Source organism: Micromonospora sp. WMMD1120 (genome assembly GCF_029626235.1).
Classification (GTDB): Bacteria; Actinomycetota; Actinomycetes; order Mycobacteriales; family Micromonosporaceae; genus Micromonospora.
Window position 1 is genome coordinate 1,850,530 of the sequence record NZ_JARUBO010000005.1, and the last position, 16,987, is coordinate 1,867,516.

19 protein-coding genes and 1 pseudogene are annotated in these 16,987 nt (G+C 72.4%); 11 read left to right on the forward strand and 9 right to left on the reverse strand.

From position 1 onward, the window contains the following. Positions 1-80: 80 nt before the first annotated feature. Both O7634_RS08790 and O7634_RS08795 read right to left on the reverse strand, forming a co-directional pair. The gene (locus tag O7634_RS08790; protein WP_278153915.1) at positions 81-428 is read right to left on the reverse strand and encodes a metallopeptidase family protein; all 348 of its coding nucleotides are present in this window, start codon (positions 426-428) and stop codon (positions 81-83) included. A 138-nt stretch (positions 429-566) separates the two neighbouring features. Continuing rightward, entirely contained in the window at positions 567-998 is a 432-nt protein-coding gene (locus tag O7634_RS08795; RefSeq protein ID WP_278149640.1) for an OsmC family protein, read from the reverse strand. A gap of 131 nt (positions 999-1,129) precedes the next feature. Between O7634_RS08795 and O7634_RS08800 the strand changes: the two genes are divergently transcribed. From O7634_RS08800 to O7634_RS08810, 3 genes are all read left to right on the forward strand, one after another. Continuing rightward, positions 1,130-1,861 carry a hypothetical protein gene (locus O7634_RS08800; RefSeq protein WP_278149641.1) on the forward strand — a complete coding sequence of 244 codons (732 nt, stop codon included), beginning with the start codon at positions 1,130-1,132 and terminating at the stop codon, positions 1,859-1,861. 254 nt (positions 1,862-2,115) lie between these two features. Beyond that, a complete protein-coding gene (locus O7634_RS08805; RefSeq protein WP_278149642.1) occupies positions 2,116-2,937 on the forward strand; it encodes an HAD family hydrolase in 822 nt (273 codons plus the stop codon). Further along, positions 2,937-3,749, forward strand: coding sequence for an HAD family hydrolase (locus tag O7634_RS08810; protein WP_278149643.1), 813 nt, complete (start codon positions 2,937-2,939; stop codon positions 3,747-3,749). Before O7634_RS08805 ends, O7634_RS08810 begins: the two co-directional genes overlap by 1 nt. Positions 3,750-3,751: 2 nt before the next feature. On the opposite strand, the gene O7634_RS08815 is transcribed toward O7634_RS08810, so the two are convergent. Continuing rightward, positions 3,752-4,354, reverse strand: a complete 603-nt coding sequence (locus O7634_RS08815; RefSeq protein ID WP_278149644.1) for a bacterial proteasome activator family protein — start codon at positions 4,352-4,354, stop codon at positions 3,752-3,754. A gap of 83 nt (positions 4,355-4,437) precedes the next feature. On the opposite strand from O7634_RS08815, the gene O7634_RS08820 reads away from it, so the two are divergent. Together O7634_RS08820 and O7634_RS08825 are read left to right on the forward strand one after the other, a co-directional pair. Further along, positions 4,438-5,235, forward strand: coding sequence for an alpha/beta hydrolase (locus tag O7634_RS08820; RefSeq protein WP_278149645.1), 798 nt, complete (start codon positions 4,438-4,440; stop codon positions 5,233-5,235). A gap of 81 nt (positions 5,236-5,316) precedes the next feature. Further along, entirely contained in the window at positions 5,317-6,510 is a 1,194-nt protein-coding gene (locus tag O7634_RS08825; protein ID WP_278149646.1) for an ABC transporter substrate-binding protein, read from the forward strand. A 66-nt stretch (positions 6,511-6,576) separates the two neighbouring features. On the opposite strand, the gene ddaH is transcribed toward O7634_RS08825, so the two are convergent. After that, positions 6,577-7,410, reverse strand: coding sequence for a dimethylargininase (gene ddaH / locus O7634_RS08830; protein ID WP_347404244.1), 834 nt, complete (start codon positions 7,408-7,410; stop codon positions 6,577-6,579). A gap of 59 nt (positions 7,411-7,469) precedes the next feature. Here ddaH and O7634_RS08835 point away from each other — a divergent pair, with 59 nt between their 5' ends. Next, on the forward strand, positions 7,470-7,931 hold the full coding sequence (locus tag O7634_RS08835) for an Lrp/AsnC family transcriptional regulator (RefSeq protein ID WP_278149648.1): 462 nt from the start codon (positions 7,470-7,472) through the stop codon (positions 7,929-7,931). A gap of 199 nt (positions 7,932-8,130) precedes the next feature. Here the strand turns inward: O7634_RS08835 and O7634_RS08840 are convergent, their stop codons facing one another. The 3 genes from O7634_RS08840 to O7634_RS08850 form a co-directional block, all read right to left on the reverse strand. After that, positions 8,131-9,237 carry a hypothetical protein gene (locus O7634_RS08840; protein WP_278149649.1) on the reverse strand — a complete coding sequence of 369 codons (1,107 nt, stop codon included), beginning with the start codon at positions 9,235-9,237 and terminating at the stop codon, positions 8,131-8,133. Positions 9,238-9,318: 81 nt separating this feature from the next. Next, the gene (locus O7634_RS08845) at positions 9,319-9,585 is read right to left on the reverse strand and encodes a DUF6457 domain-containing protein (RefSeq protein ID WP_278149650.1); all 267 of its coding nucleotides are present in this window, start codon (positions 9,583-9,585) and stop codon (positions 9,319-9,321) included. Continuing rightward, a complete protein-coding gene (locus O7634_RS08850; protein ID WP_278153916.1) occupies positions 9,582-10,166 on the reverse strand; it encodes an NTP transferase domain-containing protein in 585 nt (194 codons plus the stop codon). Before O7634_RS08850 ends, O7634_RS08845 begins: the two co-directional genes overlap by 4 nt. Positions 10,167-10,380: 214 nt before the next feature. On the opposite strand from O7634_RS08850, the gene fdhD reads away from it, so the two are divergent. Next, on the forward strand, positions 10,381-11,250 hold the full coding sequence (fdhD, locus tag O7634_RS08855) for a formate dehydrogenase accessory sulfurtransferase FdhD (protein ID WP_278149651.1): 870 nt from the start codon (positions 10,381-10,383) through the stop codon (positions 11,248-11,250). A gap of 131 nt (positions 11,251-11,381) precedes the next feature. Here fdhD and O7634_RS08860 read toward each other — a convergent pair whose 3' ends face one another. Both O7634_RS08860 and O7634_RS08865 read right to left on the reverse strand, forming a co-directional pair. Continuing rightward, positions 11,382-12,089: a GAP family protein gene (locus O7634_RS08860; RefSeq protein ID WP_278149652.1), complete on the reverse strand. Its 708-nt coding sequence runs from the start codon at positions 12,087-12,089 to the stop codon at positions 11,382-11,384. Between the two features lie 190 nt (positions 12,090-12,279). After that, positions 12,280-13,326, reverse strand: a pseudogene (locus O7634_RS08865) (DUF4192 domain-containing protein). 172 nt (positions 13,327-13,498) lie between these two features. On the opposite strand from O7634_RS08865, the gene O7634_RS08870 reads away from it, so the two are divergent. From O7634_RS08870 to O7634_RS08885, 4 genes are read left to right on the forward strand one after another with little or no spacing between them, the layout of a single operon-like run. Further along, entirely contained in the window at positions 13,499-14,413 is a 915-nt protein-coding gene (locus O7634_RS08870; protein WP_278149653.1) for a fructosamine kinase family protein, read from the forward strand. After that, positions 14,410-15,423, forward strand: coding sequence for a GTP 3',8-cyclase MoaA (gene moaA, locus O7634_RS08875; RefSeq protein ID WP_278149654.1), 1,014 nt, complete (start codon positions 14,410-14,412; stop codon positions 15,421-15,423). Before O7634_RS08870 ends, moaA begins: the two co-directional genes overlap by 4 nt. Before the next feature lie 3 nt (positions 15,424-15,426). Then, positions 15,427-15,681: a MoaD/ThiS family protein gene (locus O7634_RS08880; RefSeq protein ID WP_278149655.1), complete on the forward strand. Its 255-nt coding sequence runs from the start codon at positions 15,427-15,429 to the stop codon at positions 15,679-15,681. 13 nt (positions 15,682-15,694) lie between these two features. Next, on the forward strand, positions 15,695-16,939 hold the full coding sequence (locus O7634_RS08885; protein WP_278149656.1) for a metallophosphoesterase: 1,245 nt from the start codon (positions 15,695-15,697) through the stop codon (positions 16,937-16,939). Positions 16,940-16,987 lie beyond the last annotated feature (48 nt).

Genomic DNA, 16,987 nt, shown 5'->3' on the forward strand with positions numbered 1-16,987 from the left:
CCGCGCGACGCACGCGGGACGGCGCGACGCACGCGGGACGGCGCGACGCACGCGGGACGGGCGCGACGCACGCGGGACGGTCAGCCCCAGCCCAGGGCGTGCAGTCGCGCGTCGTCGATGCCGAAGTGGTGGGCGATCTCGTGCACCACAGTCACCGCCACCTCGTCGATGACGTCCTCGTCGTTGTCGCAGATGCGCAGGATCGGGTGGCGGTAGATGAAGATCCGGTCCGGCAGGACGCCGGAATAGTCCCAGCCCCGTTCGGTGAGCGCGTGCCCCTCGTAGAGGCCGAGCAGGTCGGACTCACCCGGCGGCGGGTCGTCCTCGACCAGGATCACCACGTTGTTCATCAGGCCGAGCAGTTCCTCGGGCACCTCATCGAGGGCTTCGCCGACCAACTCCTCGAAGCGCTCGCGGCTCATCTCCACCGGCACCTCGCCCATTGTGCCCGACGTGACGGCGGCCGGCCCGGCCCTGCGCAGGACAGTGACCGGAACGCACGTACCCGGAAGGAGGGCTCATTCCGGGCCGACTCCGTCCGGGTACGTGCGCTGTGGACGATGCGCTCAGGCGGCCAGGCGGGCGCTGAGGGTGATCTCGGCGCCCGGCGAGAGCAGGCGGGAGATCGGGCAGTTGGCCTTGGCGGCCTCGGCGAGCTTCTGGAAGTCCGCCTCGTCGATGCCGGGGACCTGGCCGACGGTCTCCAGGTCGATCCGGGTCACGGTCATGCCGGCGTCGGTCTTGTCGAGGTGCACCTTGGCGGTGGTCTCGACGGAGGTGGCCGTCGTGCCCGCGTCGGCGAGCGCCTTCGAGAACGCCATCGAGAAGCAGCCGGCGTGCGCGGCGGCGATCAGCTCCTCGGGGTTGGTGCCCTCGCCCTCCTCGAAGCGCGACTTGAAGGAGTAGTTGCCGGACAGGCCGCCCTTACCGGTGCGGACGGTGCCCGCGCCCTCGGTGAGGTTGCCCTGCCACTGTGCTGAAGCGGTACGGATAGGCATGCGGCAAACGCTAGCGGAAAGGTGACCGCCGGGGCGACCGACCGGCACGCTCGCCAGCCCTGCGATCCCGGTCACCACCAGGAAGCTGTGCCATGATGCGACCCAGGTCCGTGACCGGCGGAAGGATGGCGATGTCCGAGGAGCTTCCGATCCCACGCCAAGGCGACCGGTCCGAGGGCCCTGCCGTGATCGAGTGGGGTGCCGCGGACCCGCCCGTACGCCGTCGATTCGGCTGGTCCGCAGCGGCCTTGACACAGGATCCTCGGCTCCCCGTGCTGCTCGCCGCCCTGGGCGCGGTGGCCGGGGTCGCCTCACTCGTCGGCGAGTGGCTGGTGATGATCGTGCCGAACAGCGGTCCCGTCGGCACCGCCACGATCGAGGTGCCCGCCGGGGTGTCCGAGATCGGCGGCTTCGGGGTCGGTTACCTGGTCGGGTTACTCGGCCTCGTCTGCGCCGTGGCCCTGGCGCTGCGCGGCACCGCGGCGGCACGACCGAACGCCCGCCTGGCCGGCCTCACCCTCGCCGGCGCACTGCTGGCGATGCTGATCGCCGCCGCCACCACCCTCGACGGTCCCAGTCAGCTGAACTTCTTCTACTCGCAGCAGGACGACTTTCGCACCGACTACGGTCGCGGGCTGGTGCTGGCGTTCGTCGCGTGCGTGCTGCTGGCCGTCGCCCTGCGGCTCGCCCCGGCCACGCCCGTGGAAGCGGCTGGCGACGACCGGCCCGGACTGACGCCACCCTCCCGTGCCACGCGCCCGCGCCGGGGTCGGGACCCGATCGACGAGGACGGCCTGCCCGCACCGGCCGACCTGACGGTCACCCCCACCGCCCCCTTCACCCACCCCACCCCACCCTCCTGACCCACCCCCACCCGAGCCCAGGACCCCACCCAGACCCCCGCGATCTTGCACTCCCTGTCCCGACATAGCGGTGATATCACCGCATAACGGCAACCGGATCTGCAAGATCGACACGTGGGACCGCCCTCGGGTTGTTCGGGGGCGATTCGCCTGGAAGACATGGTTGGGGGCTGTTTCCCGAGGTACGGTTGCTGCCCGCCGTTCCGGCTCCCTCAACCGCGGCAGGCGCGACGGCGGTGGGCGAAGGAGGAACGATGACCCGCCCAGGACTACCCAAGCTGATCGCGACCGACCTCGACGGGACGCTGGTGCGCAGCGATGACACCGTCTCCGCGTACACCCATGGGGTGCTCGACCGGGTGCGGGCCGCCGGGATTCCGGTGGTCGGCGCGACCGGTCGCGGCCCCCGGTTGACCGAGCTGACCCGCAACGACATCCGCGCGGCCGACTTCCTGGTGATGGCCGGCGGCGGCCGGGTGGTCGACCAGAGCGATCCGGCCGGCCCGGTGGTGCTCCGCGACGAGCGGTTGCCCGCCGAGGTGCTGGCGCGGCTCCTCGCCGACCTGGAGGCCGCGGTCGGCCCGCTGACGGTGATGGTCGAGGCGTCCGACGAGCACGACGCCCCGCTCTGGGGTGACTACGACGAGAGCTGGCCCTACCAGGACCGGTTCGAGGCCCGCAGCCGCGCGGAGTGCCTCTCCTGTGACGTGCTCAAGGCGTTCGCGCGCACCGCCGACCACCACGTGGACGAGCTGCTGGCGGTGGCCCGTCGGATCGTCCCGCCGCAGGTCGCCACGCTCACCCAGGCAGGGCTCGGCTTCGTCGAGATCACCCCGCCCGGGGTGGACAAGGCGACCGGTCTGAACGTGGTGGCGCAGACCCTCGGGGTCGATCCGGCGGACGTGCTGGTCTTCGGCGACATGCCCAACGACCTGCCGATGTTCGAGTGGGCCGGCTGGTCGCGGGTGGCGGTGGCCAACGCGCATCCCACGCTGCGTGCCGTCGCCGACGATGTGACGCTGCGCAACGACGACGACGGGGTGGCGGTGTATCTGGACCGGCTACTGTCGCGGTGATGGAAGAAACACCCCGCCTCGTCGCCACCGACATCGACGGCACCCTGATCCGCGACGACCACACCGTCAGCCCGCGTACCGCCGCCGTGCTCGCGCGGATCTCCGCGCGGGGCACGCCGGTCGTCCTGGTCACCGGCCGTCCGGTGCGCTGGCTCAAGATGGTGTACGACCAGCTCGCCGAACCGCTCCCGGCGGTCTGCGCCAACGGCGCCGTGGTCTACGACCCGTTCAACGACGAGGTCGTGCGTGCCGACCCGCTGGCGCCGCACCACCTGGCCGAGGTGGCCCGACGCTTACGTGCCGAGGTGCCCGGTATCAGCTTCGCCGTCGAGATCCAGGACAGCAGGGAGATGCGGCACGAGGCGCACTACCCGCTGCGCTGGGACGCTGATGCCGACGGCATCCGACCGGTCGAGACGCCGGAGGAGTTGCTCTCGGTGCCGGCGGTGAAGCTGCTCGCCCGTGCCGGCGAGCAGGACCCGGACGCCTTCGCGGCGCTGATCGCGGCAGCGGTGACCGGGCTGGCCGAGGCGACGCACTCGTCGTCGTCCGGCCTGGTGGAGATCTCCGCGTCGGGTGTGACGAAGGCGGCGGGGCTGGCCTGGTACTGCGACCAGCTCGACGTGTCCGCGGCGGACGTGTTGGCCTTCGGGGACATGCCCAACGACGTACCCATGCTCACCTGGGCCGGGCGCGGTGTGGCAGTGGCGAACGCGCACCGCGCCGTCCTGGCGGTCGCCGACGAGGTGACGGCGACCAACTCGGAGGACGGCGTGGCGGCGTACCTGGAGAAGGTCTTCGGGGTGGACTGAGGTCAGAGGTACTGACCGGTGTTGTGGCCTTCGCCGCCGCCGGGCTGGCCCATGCCCGGCATTCCGGGCACCATCCCGCCGGGACCGCTGGGCAGCGCCTGCCGGCCGCCGCGCATCTGCTCCAGCTGGACCCGGGCGGCCATCTGCTGGGCCACCAGTGCCGCCTGGATGCCGTGGAACAGGCCCTCCAGCCAGCCGACCAGCTGGGCGTGCGCGATCCGCAGCTCACCCTCGCTGGGGGCCTTGTCCTCGGCGAAGGGCAGCGAGATGCGCTCCAGCTCGTCGCGCAGCTCGGGGGCGAGGCCCTCCTTCAGCTCGACGATCGACCGCTCGTGGATCTCCCGCATCCGGCTGCGGCTGGCGTCGTCGAGGGGCGCGGCCTTCACCTCCTCCAGCAACTGCTTGATCATGCTGCCGATCCGCATCACCTTGGCCGGCTGTTCGACCAGGCGGGTCGGGTCCTCGCCCTGACCCTCCTCGGTCTGCATGGTGCCGATCGGCCGGCCGTCCGGGCCGACCACCACCACCGCACCGGAGTGGCCGGAGTCGTCGGTGCCGTGCTCGTCGTTCTGTCCAGCGGAGCGCGCGTCGGTCATGGGGTCCATCTTTACCCAGCGGGCGCGGCCCATGCCGCCCGGGACCGACTACCGGGGCCCAACCACCCGGGCGGGCGCGCTACCGTCGCGCCATGTCCGTCGACCCGCGTGCCGTGCTGACCCGGCCCGCGCCAGCGCCCGACCGGACGGTGGCGTACGGCGACGACCCGAACCAGGTGGCCGATCTGCGTCGCCCGGCGGGGACGGGCCCGGCGCTGCCGCTCGTCATCGTGGTGCACGGCGGTTTCTGGCGCGCCGAGTACGACCGACGGCACACCGACCCGTTGGCGGCCGCGCTGGCCGCCGACGGCTATCCCGTGGCGCAGCTGGAGTACCGCCGGACCGGGCAGCCGGGTGGCGGTTGGCCCGGCACCCTCGTCGACGTGCTGACCGGGGTGGCGGAGCTGCCCGCGCTGGCCGAGCAGGCGCTGCCCGGCCGGGTGGCCCGGACCGCGCCGATCCTGCTCGGCCACTCGGCCGGTGGCCACCTGGCGCTGTACGTGGCGGCGACCGCTCCGGCGACGGTGGGCGGCATCCTCGCCCTGGCCCCGGTGGCCGATCTGGTTGAGGCGTACCGGCGGGACCTGGACTCGGGTGCTGTCGCCGCGTTGCTGGGCGGCGGCCCGGCGGAGGTTCCGGAGCGCTACGCGGCGGCGGATCCACGGGCGTTGGTACCCATTCAGGCACGCACCGTAGTCATCCACGGAAGGCAGGACCTCCAGGTCCCGGTGGAGATGAGCTCGAATTTCGTCACACACGCCCGTGCCGCCGATTCCGAAATCTCCCTTATCGAACTGCCCGAATGTGAGCACTTCGGGCTGATCGATCCGGAGTCCGCCGCCTGGCCCCGGGTTCTCGCGGTGTTGCGGTCCCTGCACGATGATCACTAACCATTGACGCAGCGTCGCGGACCAGGTAGAACGCCGAAGGGGCGGTCTTCGGCCCCGGCAACGCTCCTCGGAAGGAACCTGGTGTCACAGATGAATCGCAGGCGGGCGCTCCAACTGTTGGCCGCGCTCGGTACCACCGGGTTCGTCGCCGGGTGTGGCTCCGACGGTGACGGCGAAGCCGAATCGACCGCCAACCGTGGCCCGATCAAGATCGGCTTGATCACGCCGCAGGCCGGTGGCTTCAAGAGCATCGGCGACGACATCACCAACGGGTTCCAACTCTTCCTCGATCTGCACGACCAGCGGCTGGGCGGTCACCCCGTGGAGCTGCTGACCGCCGACGAGGGAGACACCGCGAAGACCGGCAAGGCCGCCGTCGAAGGCCTGCTCAAGCAGGGCGTGCTGGCGCTCACCGGCGTGGTCAACTCCGCGGTGATGGTCGGCATCCGGGACACCGTCGAGCAGGCCCGGGTCCCGCTGATCGGCTCCAACGCATCGCCGAGCAGCCTGCAGAGCGTCTTCTACATCTGGCGGACGTCGTACGTGCTGGACGAGGCCGGGCGGGCGCTGGGCCGCTACCTCCGCGACCAACTGCCGGAGAACGGCCGCGTCGCCATCATCATGCCGGAGAACGTCGGCAGCCCGGACGTGGTGCGTGGCTTCCGGCAGGAATTCGGCACGACCGACCCGCGGATCGCCGACCCGGTCACCTACACCAACCCCACCCCCAACCCGGGCAAGACCACCTACGTCTCGGACATCAACAAGGCGCTGGCCAAGAAGCCCACGGCGGTCTTCTGCTTCTTCGCCGGCGCCGCCTCGGTGGAGTTCATCAAGCAGCTGCGCGAGAAGTTCAGCGGACCGATCTACGCGCCCGGCTTCCTCACCGAGGGCACGGTGCTGGACAACCTGAAGGACAACGCGCTGGGCATCCAGACCGCGCTCAACTACTCAGCCGACCTGAACAACACCTCGAACCGGGTCTTCGCCTCGGCCTACCGCAAGAAGTACCAGGTCACCCCGACCACGTACGCGATGGCGTCGTACGACGCGGCGCAGGTGCTCGACCAGGCCATCCAGCTGACCGGGGGGAAGCCCACCCCGCAGCAGGTCAACCTGGCCCTCGGCAAGATCGGCCAGATCGACAGCCCGCGCGGCATCTGGCAGTTCAACCAGCCGCGTACCCCGCAGCAGAAGTGGTACCTGCGCGAGGTGCAGCGTGACGGTCAGGTCATGTCGAACGTGCTGATCAACGAGCTGGCCACCCTGGGCTGACCGCCCACCAGGAGCACGAGCAGGGGCCGGCCTCCCGTCGGGAGGCCGGCCCCTGGCGTACCGGAGTCAGTGCCGCAGTTCGGCGACGCAGCACTTCACGCTGCCGCCGCCCTTCTTCAACTCGGCCAGATCGACCGGCACCGGCGTGTACCCGGCCGCCTTGAGCTTGCCGGCCAGCCGGGTGGCCTCGCTGCTGAGTACCACGTTCGCGCCGTCGCTGACCAGGTTGAGCCCGAAGGCCATGGCGTCCTCGTCGTCGGCGATGACCGCGTCCGGGAAGAGTTGGGTAAGCACCCGCTGGCTCGCCGAGGAGAACGCGCCCGGGAAGTAGACGACGTTCGAGTCGTCGAGCGCCGCGAGCGCCACGTCCAGGTGGTAGAAGCGCGGGTCGATCAGACGCAGCGACACCACCGGGCGGCCCAACGCCTCCTGCGCCTCGGCGTGCGCCGGGATCTCGGTGCGGAAGCCGTGTCCCGCCAGGACCAGCCCGCCGTGCGCCTCCGGCACGTAGGCGAAGTCACCCTCGCCCTCGTTGGTCTCGCTGGGCGCGATGAACCGCCAGCCCTGCGTCTCGTAGAAGGCGTGGTGGGCGGCGGCCTCGGCGGCCCGCTGCTCGTGCTTGAACCGGGCGCCGTAGACGGTGCCGTCGACCGAGAAGCCGCCGTTCGCGGCGTAGACCATGTCGGGCAGCCCTGACTCGGGAGCGAGCAGGTGCACCTCGTGGCCGAGGCCGACCAGCGTCTCGCGCAGCCGGTCCCACTGCTTGACCGCCAGGTCGGCGTCGACCGGGGTGGTCACGTCCATCCACGGGTTGATGGCGTACTCGACCGCGAAGTGCTCGGGTGAGCACATGAGATATGTCCGCTTTCGCGGCACTCGCTGCTGGTTCACGGTCACCAAGAGTAGGTACCGTGGAACGTTGAAAACAGCCACAACCGTTGCTTCCCAGAGGCGGAACGTTGCAGATAGATGCCGTAGACCAGCGGATCATTGCGTTGCTCGTCGCCGACGCCCGGGCGTCGTACGCCGACATCGGCACCCGGGTGTCGCTCTCCGCCCCCGCCGTCAAGCGTCGCGTCGACCGACTGCGCGCCACCGGCGTCATCAGGGGATTCACGGCCGTCGTCGACCCGGCTGCGGTCGGCTGGACCACCGAGGCCTTCGTCGAGCTGTTCTGCGCCGGCCGGACCACCCCGGCGCAGATCGGCGTGGCCACCCGCCGGCACCCCGAGGTGGTCGGCGCGTACACCGTCTCCGGAGAGGCGGACGCGCTCGTGCACCTGCGCGCCGCCGACATCGGGCACCTGGAGGCGGCGCTGGAACGGCTACGCGCCGAGTCCTTCGTGACCTCGACCCGCAGCACCATCGTGCTGTCCCGGCTCGTCGAGTCCCCCGGCGTAGGCCCGTCCCCCGCCCCATAACCCGCCCCACCCGCGCCCTCGCCCCCGCCGCGCCCCGCCGCGCCCCGCCGCGCCACGCCGCGCCAAGACCCGCGCGATCTTGCACTTTCGGTCGCCGTTACGCGGCTTTTGCGCCTTATGCCGCAACAGAAAGTGCAAGATCGCGGGAACCGGGGGCGGGGGCGCGGGGGACCGAGGGCGGGGGGGCGGGGGTGGGTTGTTAGAGGTACATGCCGGTTCGGTGCTCGGAATCGTCGCGGCGGACCGGCTTGTCACCCTCGCCGAAGAAGCGCTTGCCGCCGAACTCGCCGTGCAGACGGTCGTCCAACTCGTCGGCGAGGCCGGTCATCACCTGCACCGCCAGCATGAGGTGGGTCGCCTGGAAGTTCCGGCCGAAGACCGGGATGGACGCCCAGACCGTGTCGTCGGCGCAGTAGAGGCGGCCGATCGGCATCCGGTTCGTCAACTCGGAGAGCTTCACGTAGAGCCGCTCGGTGGGCTCCACCTCGGTCAGCACCGGGGAGAAGACGTCCACCAGCGGCGGATTGTCCCGTACCCGCACGAAGACCATCGCCGAGCCGGCGCGGATGGTGATGTCGCCGTCCGAGTCGACCTGCAACCGGTCCGGTTCCGACTTCAGCATGGTGGAGATCACGGTGCGAACCCGCTCGGCCAGGTCGAGCACGTCCTCCCGCTCGACCTGCGCGGCTGCCGCTTCGGCCAGCGCCTCCTCCAGATCGGCCTCGACGTCGGCGTCCGGGCCGAACTCGCTGCGCGCCGTGCCGAGCGGGTCCACCGCCAGCGGCTCGCCCTCGGAGTCCTGCACGGTGTAGACGAGGAAGGCCGGGTGTGGTGCGCCGTACACGTCGCGCAGCGTCCGGGACAGCAGTTTGGCGATCCCGGTCGACTCGGCCGTCGTGCCGTCCAGGCCGAAGGACCCGCCGCTGCCGGCGACCACACCGGGCGGGGACCACCCGAGCGCGATCATGTCGGCCACCGCTCCCCGGTCGAGTCGGTAGCCCGCCGGCAGTGTGGAGTTTCCCACCGCACGGGCGGACAACGCGCCGTCGCCGTCCCTGTCGACGCTGATCGAGTAGACGGCGTCCCCGGTGCCGGAGGCGGTCGGGTCCAGGGTCACGTCGAGGTGCGCGCCGGCGGGCAGCTCCCGCAGCCGTACGGCGAGCGCGCGGGCGAACTCCTGCCACGCCTCGGTCACCTTGGCTCGCAGGTCGGTGGTGCTGGGCTCGTCGAGCAGGATCGATTCCGCCGGCTCGGCCGAAGCGCCGGGTAGCTCACCGTGCGGCGCCGAGGGGTGGTCAGCCGTCATGATCGCCTCCGTCCGTCACGATCACCCTACCCACGCCGCCCGTACGTCGAATCAGCCCGGACCGGGATCGGACAACGGCGGTCAGGGCGCCGTCGGGTCCGCGGTTTCGGCATCCAGCCCGATCGGCCAGGTGCCCGCCAGCGCGCTGAGTCGGGCCGCGGCTTCCGCCGGGTCCGCACCCCTACCGACCGCCAGCCCAAGCAGGTACGCGGTGACCGGCGCGCCCGGGCGCACCACCTGGTGGGCGACGTCCCGGGCCAGGTCCAGCACCGCGGGCACGGGCACCCCGGACCGGTCCAGCTCCAACTCGGCGCAGACCGCCGTCACCCAGTCGTCAAGCACCGTCATCGCGCCCACTCCTCCGCCCGGCGTACGTCCTCGTCAGTGTCGCAGTCGAACCACGGTGGCGGGCCGTCGCCGGACCACCGCACCTCGCGTACGACGAGGTCGGTCAGCAGTCCCCGGACCGGGGCACCGGTCAGGCCGCCCCGCTCGTCGGCCAGCCGATCAAGCGCGGCCCGCAGCGCGGCGACCCGCCAGACACCGCAGAGCGACTGCCGCCGCCCGTCCCCGTCGACGAAGCACGCCCCGTCGGCGTCGCCGTGCGCGGCGGCGAGATGGTTCAGCAGGTCACCGATCGCGGAGCGGGTGAGCAGCGGCAGGTCGGCGGCGAGCAAGGCGACCACGTCGGTTTCCGGGCCGAGCAGCGCCAGACCGGCGGCCGTGGCGGCGACCGGCCCGCCGCCGGGCGGCTGTTCCCGGACGGTGAGCACACCCGGCGGGACGCCGTCGGGAGGCCCGACCAGCACCCGGGGCGTCGCGTCGTCGACGGCGGACAGCACCCGGTCGCGCATCGGCCAGCCGCCGACGGGGCGCGCCGGCTTGTCCACCCCGCCCATCCTCCGGGCGGCCCCGCCGGCGAGCACCACTGCGGCGTACGTACCCACCGGGCCACCGTAGCCGTGTACGTGCCGACCCGGCCCGACCTCCCACCCCGATGATCATGAAGTTATCGCTCGACACGCCGACGACACGCACGAACAACTTCATGATCAACACGCAGGGGTGGGGTGTGCGCGGTGGGGGTTGGGGGTTCGGGTGGGGGTTGGGGGTTCGGGTGGGGGTTGGGTGGAGGATGGCGGGATGGGACGGGCAACTGATCGGCGGGCCGTACTCCGGATCGACCTGGACGCGGCGAGCACCGGACGCGGATCCGTCCGCCGTCCGGACACGCTCGCTGTCGAGGAGCCGCTGGAGATCCGGGTCGGCGCGGCCGGGCCGGGCCGACGCCGGCCACTCGCCGTCACCATGCGTACGCCCGGCGACGACCTGGACCTGGCCATCGGCTTCCTGCTGACGGAGGGGTTGATCCGGTCGGCCGACGACGTGCTGACCGCGCAGCTCTGCGCCGGTGCGGAGACCCCGAACACCTACAACGTGGTGGACGTGGTGCTCGCCCCCGGCGTGCCGGAGCCGACCACCGACCCGTCCCGGAACTTCTACACGACCAGTTCCTGCGGGGTCTGCGGCAAGGCCAGCATCGACGCGGTACGCACCCGGTCGCTGTTCGCGGTCGCGGCGGACCAGCTCAGCGTCCCCGCCGCGGTGCTCGCCGAACTGCCCGACCGGTTGCGCGCCGCCCAGCGCGGCTTCGATCGGACCGGTGGGCTGCACGCCGCCGGGCTGTTCACCTCCGACGGCGACCTGGTGGTGCTCCGCGAGGACGTGGGCCGGCACAACGCGGTGGACAAGGTGATCGGCTGGGCGGTGCGGGAACGCCGCCTGCCGCTCGCCGGGCACGTGCTGATGGTCTCCGGCCGGGCCAGCTTCGAGCTGACCCAGAAGGCGTGGATGGCCGGGTTGCCGCTGCTGGCGGCGGTGTCCGCCCCGAGCACCCTCGCGGTCGAGTTGGCCGACGAGGCGGGGATGACGCTTGTCGGCTTCCTGCGCGGACAGACCATGAACGTCTACGCCAACGCGCACCGCATCACGCTGGCGCAGCCGGCTGCCTGACACGGGCACGGCCGGCACGGGCACGGCCGGCACGGGCACGGCCGGCACGGGCACGGCCGGCACGGGCACGGCCAGCACGGGCGCAGGCACGGCCGTCCGGCTGGATGGATGCTCGTGCCACCGGCGGGCGCTCAGCGGTCGAGCAGGCTGAACAGCTCGAGCCGGACGGCGGCGTCCCGGGCGATCAGGAAGCCGGCGATGCCGAGGATCCAGCCCAGCGCGCCGCCCGCCTTCGTCACGATCCAGGCGTTCAGGCGGGCCAGCACCGGCTCGACCAGGCTGGGGCGGGCCACCCTGGCGCCCAGCAGCAGCACCGCCGGTAGCACCATCACCAGGCAGTACCCGGCGAGCATCAGCACCACGCCCGCCGCTCCCACCTCCGAGGTGGCCAGCAGACCCACCGCGGCCAAATACGGGAGCATGGTCGCCACCTCGGCGAGCGCGGCGAGCAGCGCCAGCCCTACCAGCCAGCGGGCCGACGAGTCCCCTGCGGTGGCGCGGTCCCGCCAGCGCAGCACCCCACCGGTACGGGGTCGGCGCTTGCCGTCGTACCGGAAGCTGAGAGCCAGCATGGCCACCCCGAGGACGAGTTGCGCCCAGAGGACGGCGCGGTTGTCCAGGGCGCCGCCCAGCGCCTCCGCCAACCTGCTTCCGCCGAAGGCCAGCAGCAGACCCACAGCGAAGTAGAACGTCGCGATCGTCGCGAGGTAGCCGAGGATCCGCCGCGCGTTGACCGGCCCGGGGGCGAGCAGCAGCCAGACCGGAATGAAGAGGGTGCCGATGCTGGTGCTGTCGACCAGTGCCAACCCGGCCAGCGGCAGCAGCAGTGCGGGGGTCATGTCGTACCGACGCGGAAAGCGAACACGAGATCATTCTCGGTCGGCCGTGCACCGGTGGCGTCGGCCGTGGACAGGAGAGACGCGTACATCCTTCGACGGAGACCGCGCCGACGGGAACCTCGCGTTCCTTGAAATCGGGCTATCCCCGCGTCCGGGAAACCCCGCTTTTCAGGAAGCCGAGGCGGCCGCGTCAGCGGCGGCCACGTCGGCTCCGCCTGCGGGGGCGGATCACCCCCGGCATGCCGACCGACGGCCACCCGTCCAGCTCGGACGGGGGTACGCCGCGCCGGAGCAGGTCGTCCAGCAGCACCGCGAGCGAGTAGTCGGGGTGCAGGCTCAGCGTGCGTTCGAGCGCGACCGCCGCCAGCGCCCCCTGCCCCGCCCGCCAGGCCGCGAACGCCAACAGCGCGCCGGGCGCGGCGGCCAGCTTCGGCTCGGCTCTGCGCAGCACGTCGGTCCAGAGCGCGATGTCCCGCTCCCGACCGTCGGTGCGTTCCCACGCGTGGTCACGGATCGGCAGGTGGGTCATCAGCAGACACAGCCAGGCCACCTCGTCGTCGTCGAGCCGCTCGCCACGCCGCTGCCGGTGCTGGGCGTCGCGGACCGCCGCCACCCCGGCGGCGCGCAGCGCCCGACCACCCAGGAGGTCACTGGCGGGCGCCTGGTCGATCAGCTCGGCCATCCGCTGCTCGGCTCGGGTGGTGGCCGCGCGGGCCGCGTCCCGGGTCGGGCCGTCCAACGGCGCCACCTGGGCGACCAGGGCGGCCCGGTCAGGCAGTGCCACCTGACCGGCGAACACCGCCGAGGCGGCGACCGGGTTGGCGGTCAGGTCGTACCGCCGGCCCTCCGGCGGGCAGCAGTCGGGCTCGGTGCAGAGGTAGGATCACCACCGCCCGTCGGTGACCCGCAGCGCGTCGAGCACGTGCATCCCGTTCGCGCGCACCGCCGCGCGCACCGCGTCGACGGCGGGGGTCACGCGCTCGGGCGGCCCGTAGCCGACCACCGTGGCGGTCTCGGCACCCTGCCGGGCGATCACACCGGCGAGGTGCCGGGCCAGCGCGGCCGGGTCGGTCGACGTGTCGGGCAGGTCCATCCGGGCGGCGAAGACGATCTGCCGGCGGAGCAGCGCCACGGCCACCACGCTGTCCGCCGGGTGGAACCCGAGCAGGTACGGCACGGCGGCGATCAGGTCGGCGGGAGAGCGGACGGCGAGCCGGGGGCGTTCGGTCGAGGTCATGTCGGGAGCCTGCGGCCGGACGGACCCGCTCCGCCGCCCCTGTGGACGACACGCGACTTATCCACAGCTACGCAGAGTGTTCTTCCTGGTCAGGCGAGACTACGAGGGTCGAAAGAGGCGCGATGTCAGCGGGCGGCACCGCGCTGTCGCAGGAAGCGGTTACCGTGCGCTGATGGACCTGGCGTACCTGCGCGCACACCCGGCACACCTGCCGACCTTCCGGACCCACCAGCGGCTCCGGGAGACGCCTGTCGCCGGTGGCGACATCTGCGCCGCCGCCCGGCTCACCCTCGACGACGGCCACTCCGTCTTCGCCAAGTCGTGGCCCGAACGGTCCGACCGGGCGGTGCCGGAGGGCTTCTTCGAGGCCGAGGCCGCCGGGCTGCGCTGGCTGCGTGCCGCCGGCTCGGTGGCCGTACCCGAGGTGATCGTGGCGTTGCCCGACCTGTTGGCGCTCGACTGGGTGGAGCCCGGCGAGCCGACGCCGGAGGCCGCGGACCGCTTCGGCCGGGAGCTGGCAGGGCTGCACCGGGCGGGCGCGACCACCTTCGGCGCGACCTGGCCCGGCTTCATCGGGTCGCTCCCCCAGGACAACACCCCCACCGACGGCCCCTGGTCGGCGTGGTTCGCCGAGCGGCGTCTCCTCCCCTACCTGCGCCGATCGGTCGACAATGGTGCGCTGACGGTCGCCGACGTGACGCTGGTCGAGCGGGTCGTCGACAAGGCCGACGGGCTCGGCGGCGACGAGCCGCCCGCGCGCGTCCACGGCGATCTGTGGCCCGGCAACGTGCTGTGGGGGGCCGACGAGCGGGCCTGGCTCGTCGACCCGGCGGCGCACGGCGGGCACCGGGAGACGGATCTCGCCCAGCTCGCCCTCTTCGGCGGTCTTCCGTACCTGGATCGGGTGCTGGCCGCCTACCACGAGAGTTGGCCGCTGTCGGACGGTTGGCGCGACCGGGTTCCCCTGCATCAGTTGCACCTGCTGCTCGTGCACACCGCGATCTTCGGCAGCGGTTACCGGGAGGCGGTCGTCCGGACCGCCCGGGCCGTCCTGGGCCGGGCCGAGCGCGCTACGGTCGACAGGTGAGCGTCGCCCCGGGAGCCGACGGCGTCCTCGTCGACCGGTACGGCCGCGTCGCTCGGGACCTGCGCGTGTCCCTCACCGACAAGTGCAACCTGCGCTGCACCTACTGCATGCCGGCCGAGGGGTTGCCCTGGCTGGCCGGCCCCGAGCTGCTGACCGACGCGGAGATCGTCCGGCTGGTCCGGGTGGCCGTCGAACGGCTCGGCGTGACCGAGGTGCGGTTCACCGGCGGTGAGCCGCTGATCCGACCCGGGCTCGTCGACATCGTGACCGCCGTCGCCGCCCTGGAGCCCCGCCCCCGGGTCTCGCTGACCACCAACGGCATCGGGCTGGACCGGCTGGCCCCGGCGCTGCGCACGGCCGGCCTCGATCGGGTGAACGTCTCGCTCGACACCCTCGACGCCGGCCGGTTCACCAGGCTCACCCGCCGCCCCCGCCTGGACGCGGTGCTGGCCGGGCTCGCCGGGGCGGCAGCCGCCGGGCTGGAGCCCGTCAAAATCAACTCGGTGCTGATGCGCGGCGTCAACGAGGACGAGGCCCCCGCGCTGCTCCGCTTCGCCCTCGACCACGGCTACCAGCTACGGATCATCGAGCAGATGCCGTTGGACGCCCAGCACGGCTGGACCCGGGACACGATGGTCACCGCGGCGGAGATCCTGGCGTCCCTGCGTACCGGCTTCGACCTCAGCCCCGACCCGGTGGAACGCGGCGCGGCGCCGGCCGAGACCTGGCTCGTCGATGGCGGACCCGCCCGGGTCGGTGTGATCGCCAGCGTCACCCGCCCCTTCTGCGGCGACTGCGACCGCACCCGACTGACCGCCGACGGCCAGGTCCGCGCCTGCCTCTTCGCGACCGAGGAGTCGGACCTGCGCGCCGCCCTGCGCGCCGGGGCCGACGACGACGAGTTGGCCCGACGCTGGCGGGTGGCGATGTGGGGCAAGCGCGCCGGGCACGGCATCGACGATCCCACCTTCCTCCAACCGACCCGCCCGATGTCCGCGATCGGGGGTTGAGGCGTGCAGCCGACCTCGCTCACCGTCCGCTACTTCGCCGGCGCCCGCGCCGCCGCCGGGCGTTCCGAGGAGATCCTGCCGGCGGCGCCGTCCCTCGACGACCTCACGACCGAGCTGACCCGACGCCACGGCGACCGGCTCGCCGTGGTGCTGCGGGTGGCGAGTTTCCTGGTAGATGGCGTCGCCTGTCATGATCGTCGGGCACCCCTGCCGGCCGGGGCCACGATCGATGTCCTGCCCCCGTTCGCGGGCGGCTGAGGGAGGCGCGCAGATGTTGGCGGTTCTGGGGTTCGTGGCTGTCCTGGCGCTGGTCGCCGGTCTCATCCATCTCTATTTGTGGAAGCGGCTCGTCCGGGACACCACCACGCCGGGCCGGTGGCGGCGCGTCGGCGGTATCGCCGCTGTGGTGCTGGCGCTGCTCGTGCCGATCACCATGGCCGGCACGCAGGCCGGCCTCTACTGGCTCGCCTGGCCGGGCTACCTGTGGCTCGCGCTGATGTTCTACCTGCTGGTCGTGCTGATCGTCCTGGAAGTCCCGATGCTCGTCGCCCGGTTGGCGCTGCGCCGCCGGGTGGTCGCCGCGGAGCCGACCACCGCCGCGCCCGAGCCGGTGCTGGTGGGCGCCGCCGGGCCGACCGAGCCGCCGGCCACCGGCGCCGTCGCGGCACCCGATCACGACCCGGCCCGCCGGCTGCTGCTGGCCCGTGGGGCGGCCATCTTCGCCGGTCTCACCGCCACTGGCGTTGTGGGGTACGGCATCCGCACCGCCCTCGGCCCGCCCCAGCTCGACCGGGTGCGTATCCCGCTCGCCAAGCTGCCCCGGAGCATGGACGGTCTGCGCATCGCCACCGTCTCCGACATCCACCTCGGCCCGCTGCGCGGCCGGGCACACACCGAGCGGATCGTCGCCGCCATCAACCGGCTCGACGCCGACCTGGTCGCTGTCGTCGGCGACCTGGTCGACGGCTCGGTGGCCGAGCTCGGCGCGGCCGCCGAACCCCTGCGCGACCTGCGCTCCCGCTACGGCAACTTCTTCGTCACCGGCAACCACGAGTACTACTCCGGCGTCGAGGAGTGGGTCCAGGAGGTCGACCGGCTCGGCCTGCGGGTGTTGCAGAACCAGCGACAGGAGATCCAGGCCCGGGGTGGTGTGCTCGACCTGGCCGGCGTGAACGACCTGACCGCGGAGGGCATTGGCCTCGCCGCGGGTCCGGACTTCGCCGCCGCCCTCGGTGACCGCGACCCGAGCCGTCCGGTGGTCCTGCTCGCGCACCAACCGGTGGCGGCGAAGGAGGCGGCCCGTTACGGCGTCGACCTGCAACTGTCCGGGCACACCCACGGTGGGCAGATGGTGCCGTTCAACCTGGCCGTCAAACTGGAGCAGCCGGTGGTCAGCGGGCTCGGCGAGGTCGACGGCACCAAGGTCTACGTCACCAACGGCGCCGGTTTCTGGGGTCCTCCGGTCCGGGTCGGCGCCGAGCCACAGATCAGTCTGGTCGAACTGCGCTCGGCATAGCGGACGTCACGTCCGCGCGTGGCGGCAGGCGGCCGGCGTGGCGGGCGT

Excerpts from the sequence above, each read along its gene's own strand:
- O7634_RS08795 (WP_278149640.1), bottom strand. The coding sequence starts at position 998 with ATGCCTATCCGTACCGCTTCAGCACAGTGGCAGGGCAACCTCACCGAG.
- O7634_RS08800 (WP_278149641.1), top strand. The coding sequence starts at position 1,130 with ATGTCCGAGGAGCTTCCGATCCCACGCCAAGGCGACCGGTCCGAGGGC.
- O7634_RS08805 (WP_278149642.1), top strand. The coding sequence starts at position 2,116 with ATGACCCGCCCAGGACTACCCAAGCTGATCGCGACCGACCTCGACGGG.
- O7634_RS08810 (WP_278149643.1), top strand. The coding sequence starts at position 2,937 with ATGGAAGAAACACCCCGCCTCGTCGCCACCGACATCGACGGCACCCTG.
- O7634_RS08815 (WP_278149644.1), bottom strand. The coding sequence starts at position 4,354 with ATGGACCCCATGACCGACGCGCGCTCCGCTGGACAGAACGACGAGCAC.
- O7634_RS08820 (WP_278149645.1), top strand. The coding sequence starts at position 4,438 with ATGTCCGTCGACCCGCGTGCCGTGCTGACCCGGCCCGCGCCAGCGCCC.
- O7634_RS08840 (WP_278149649.1), bottom strand. The coding sequence starts at position 9,237 with ATGACGGCTGACCACCCCTCGGCGCCGCACGGTGAGCTACCCGGCGCT.
- O7634_RS08845 (WP_278149650.1), bottom strand. The coding sequence starts at position 9,585 with ATGACGGTGCTTGACGACTGGGTGACGGCGGTCTGCGCCGAGTTGGAG.
- fdhD (WP_278149651.1), top strand. The coding sequence starts at position 10,381 with ATGGGACGGGCAACTGATCGGCGGGCCGTACTCCGGATCGACCTGGAC.
- O7634_RS08860 (WP_278149652.1), bottom strand. The coding sequence starts at position 12,089 with ATGACCCCCGCACTGCTGCTGCCGCTGGCCGGGTTGGCACTGGTCGAC.
- O7634_RS08870 (WP_278149653.1), top strand. The coding sequence starts at position 13,499 with ATGGACCTGGCGTACCTGCGCGCACACCCGGCACACCTGCCGACCTTC.
- O7634_RS08885 (WP_278149656.1), top strand. The coding sequence starts at position 15,695 with ATGTTGGCGGTTCTGGGGTTCGTGGCTGTCCTGGCGCTGGTCGCCGGT.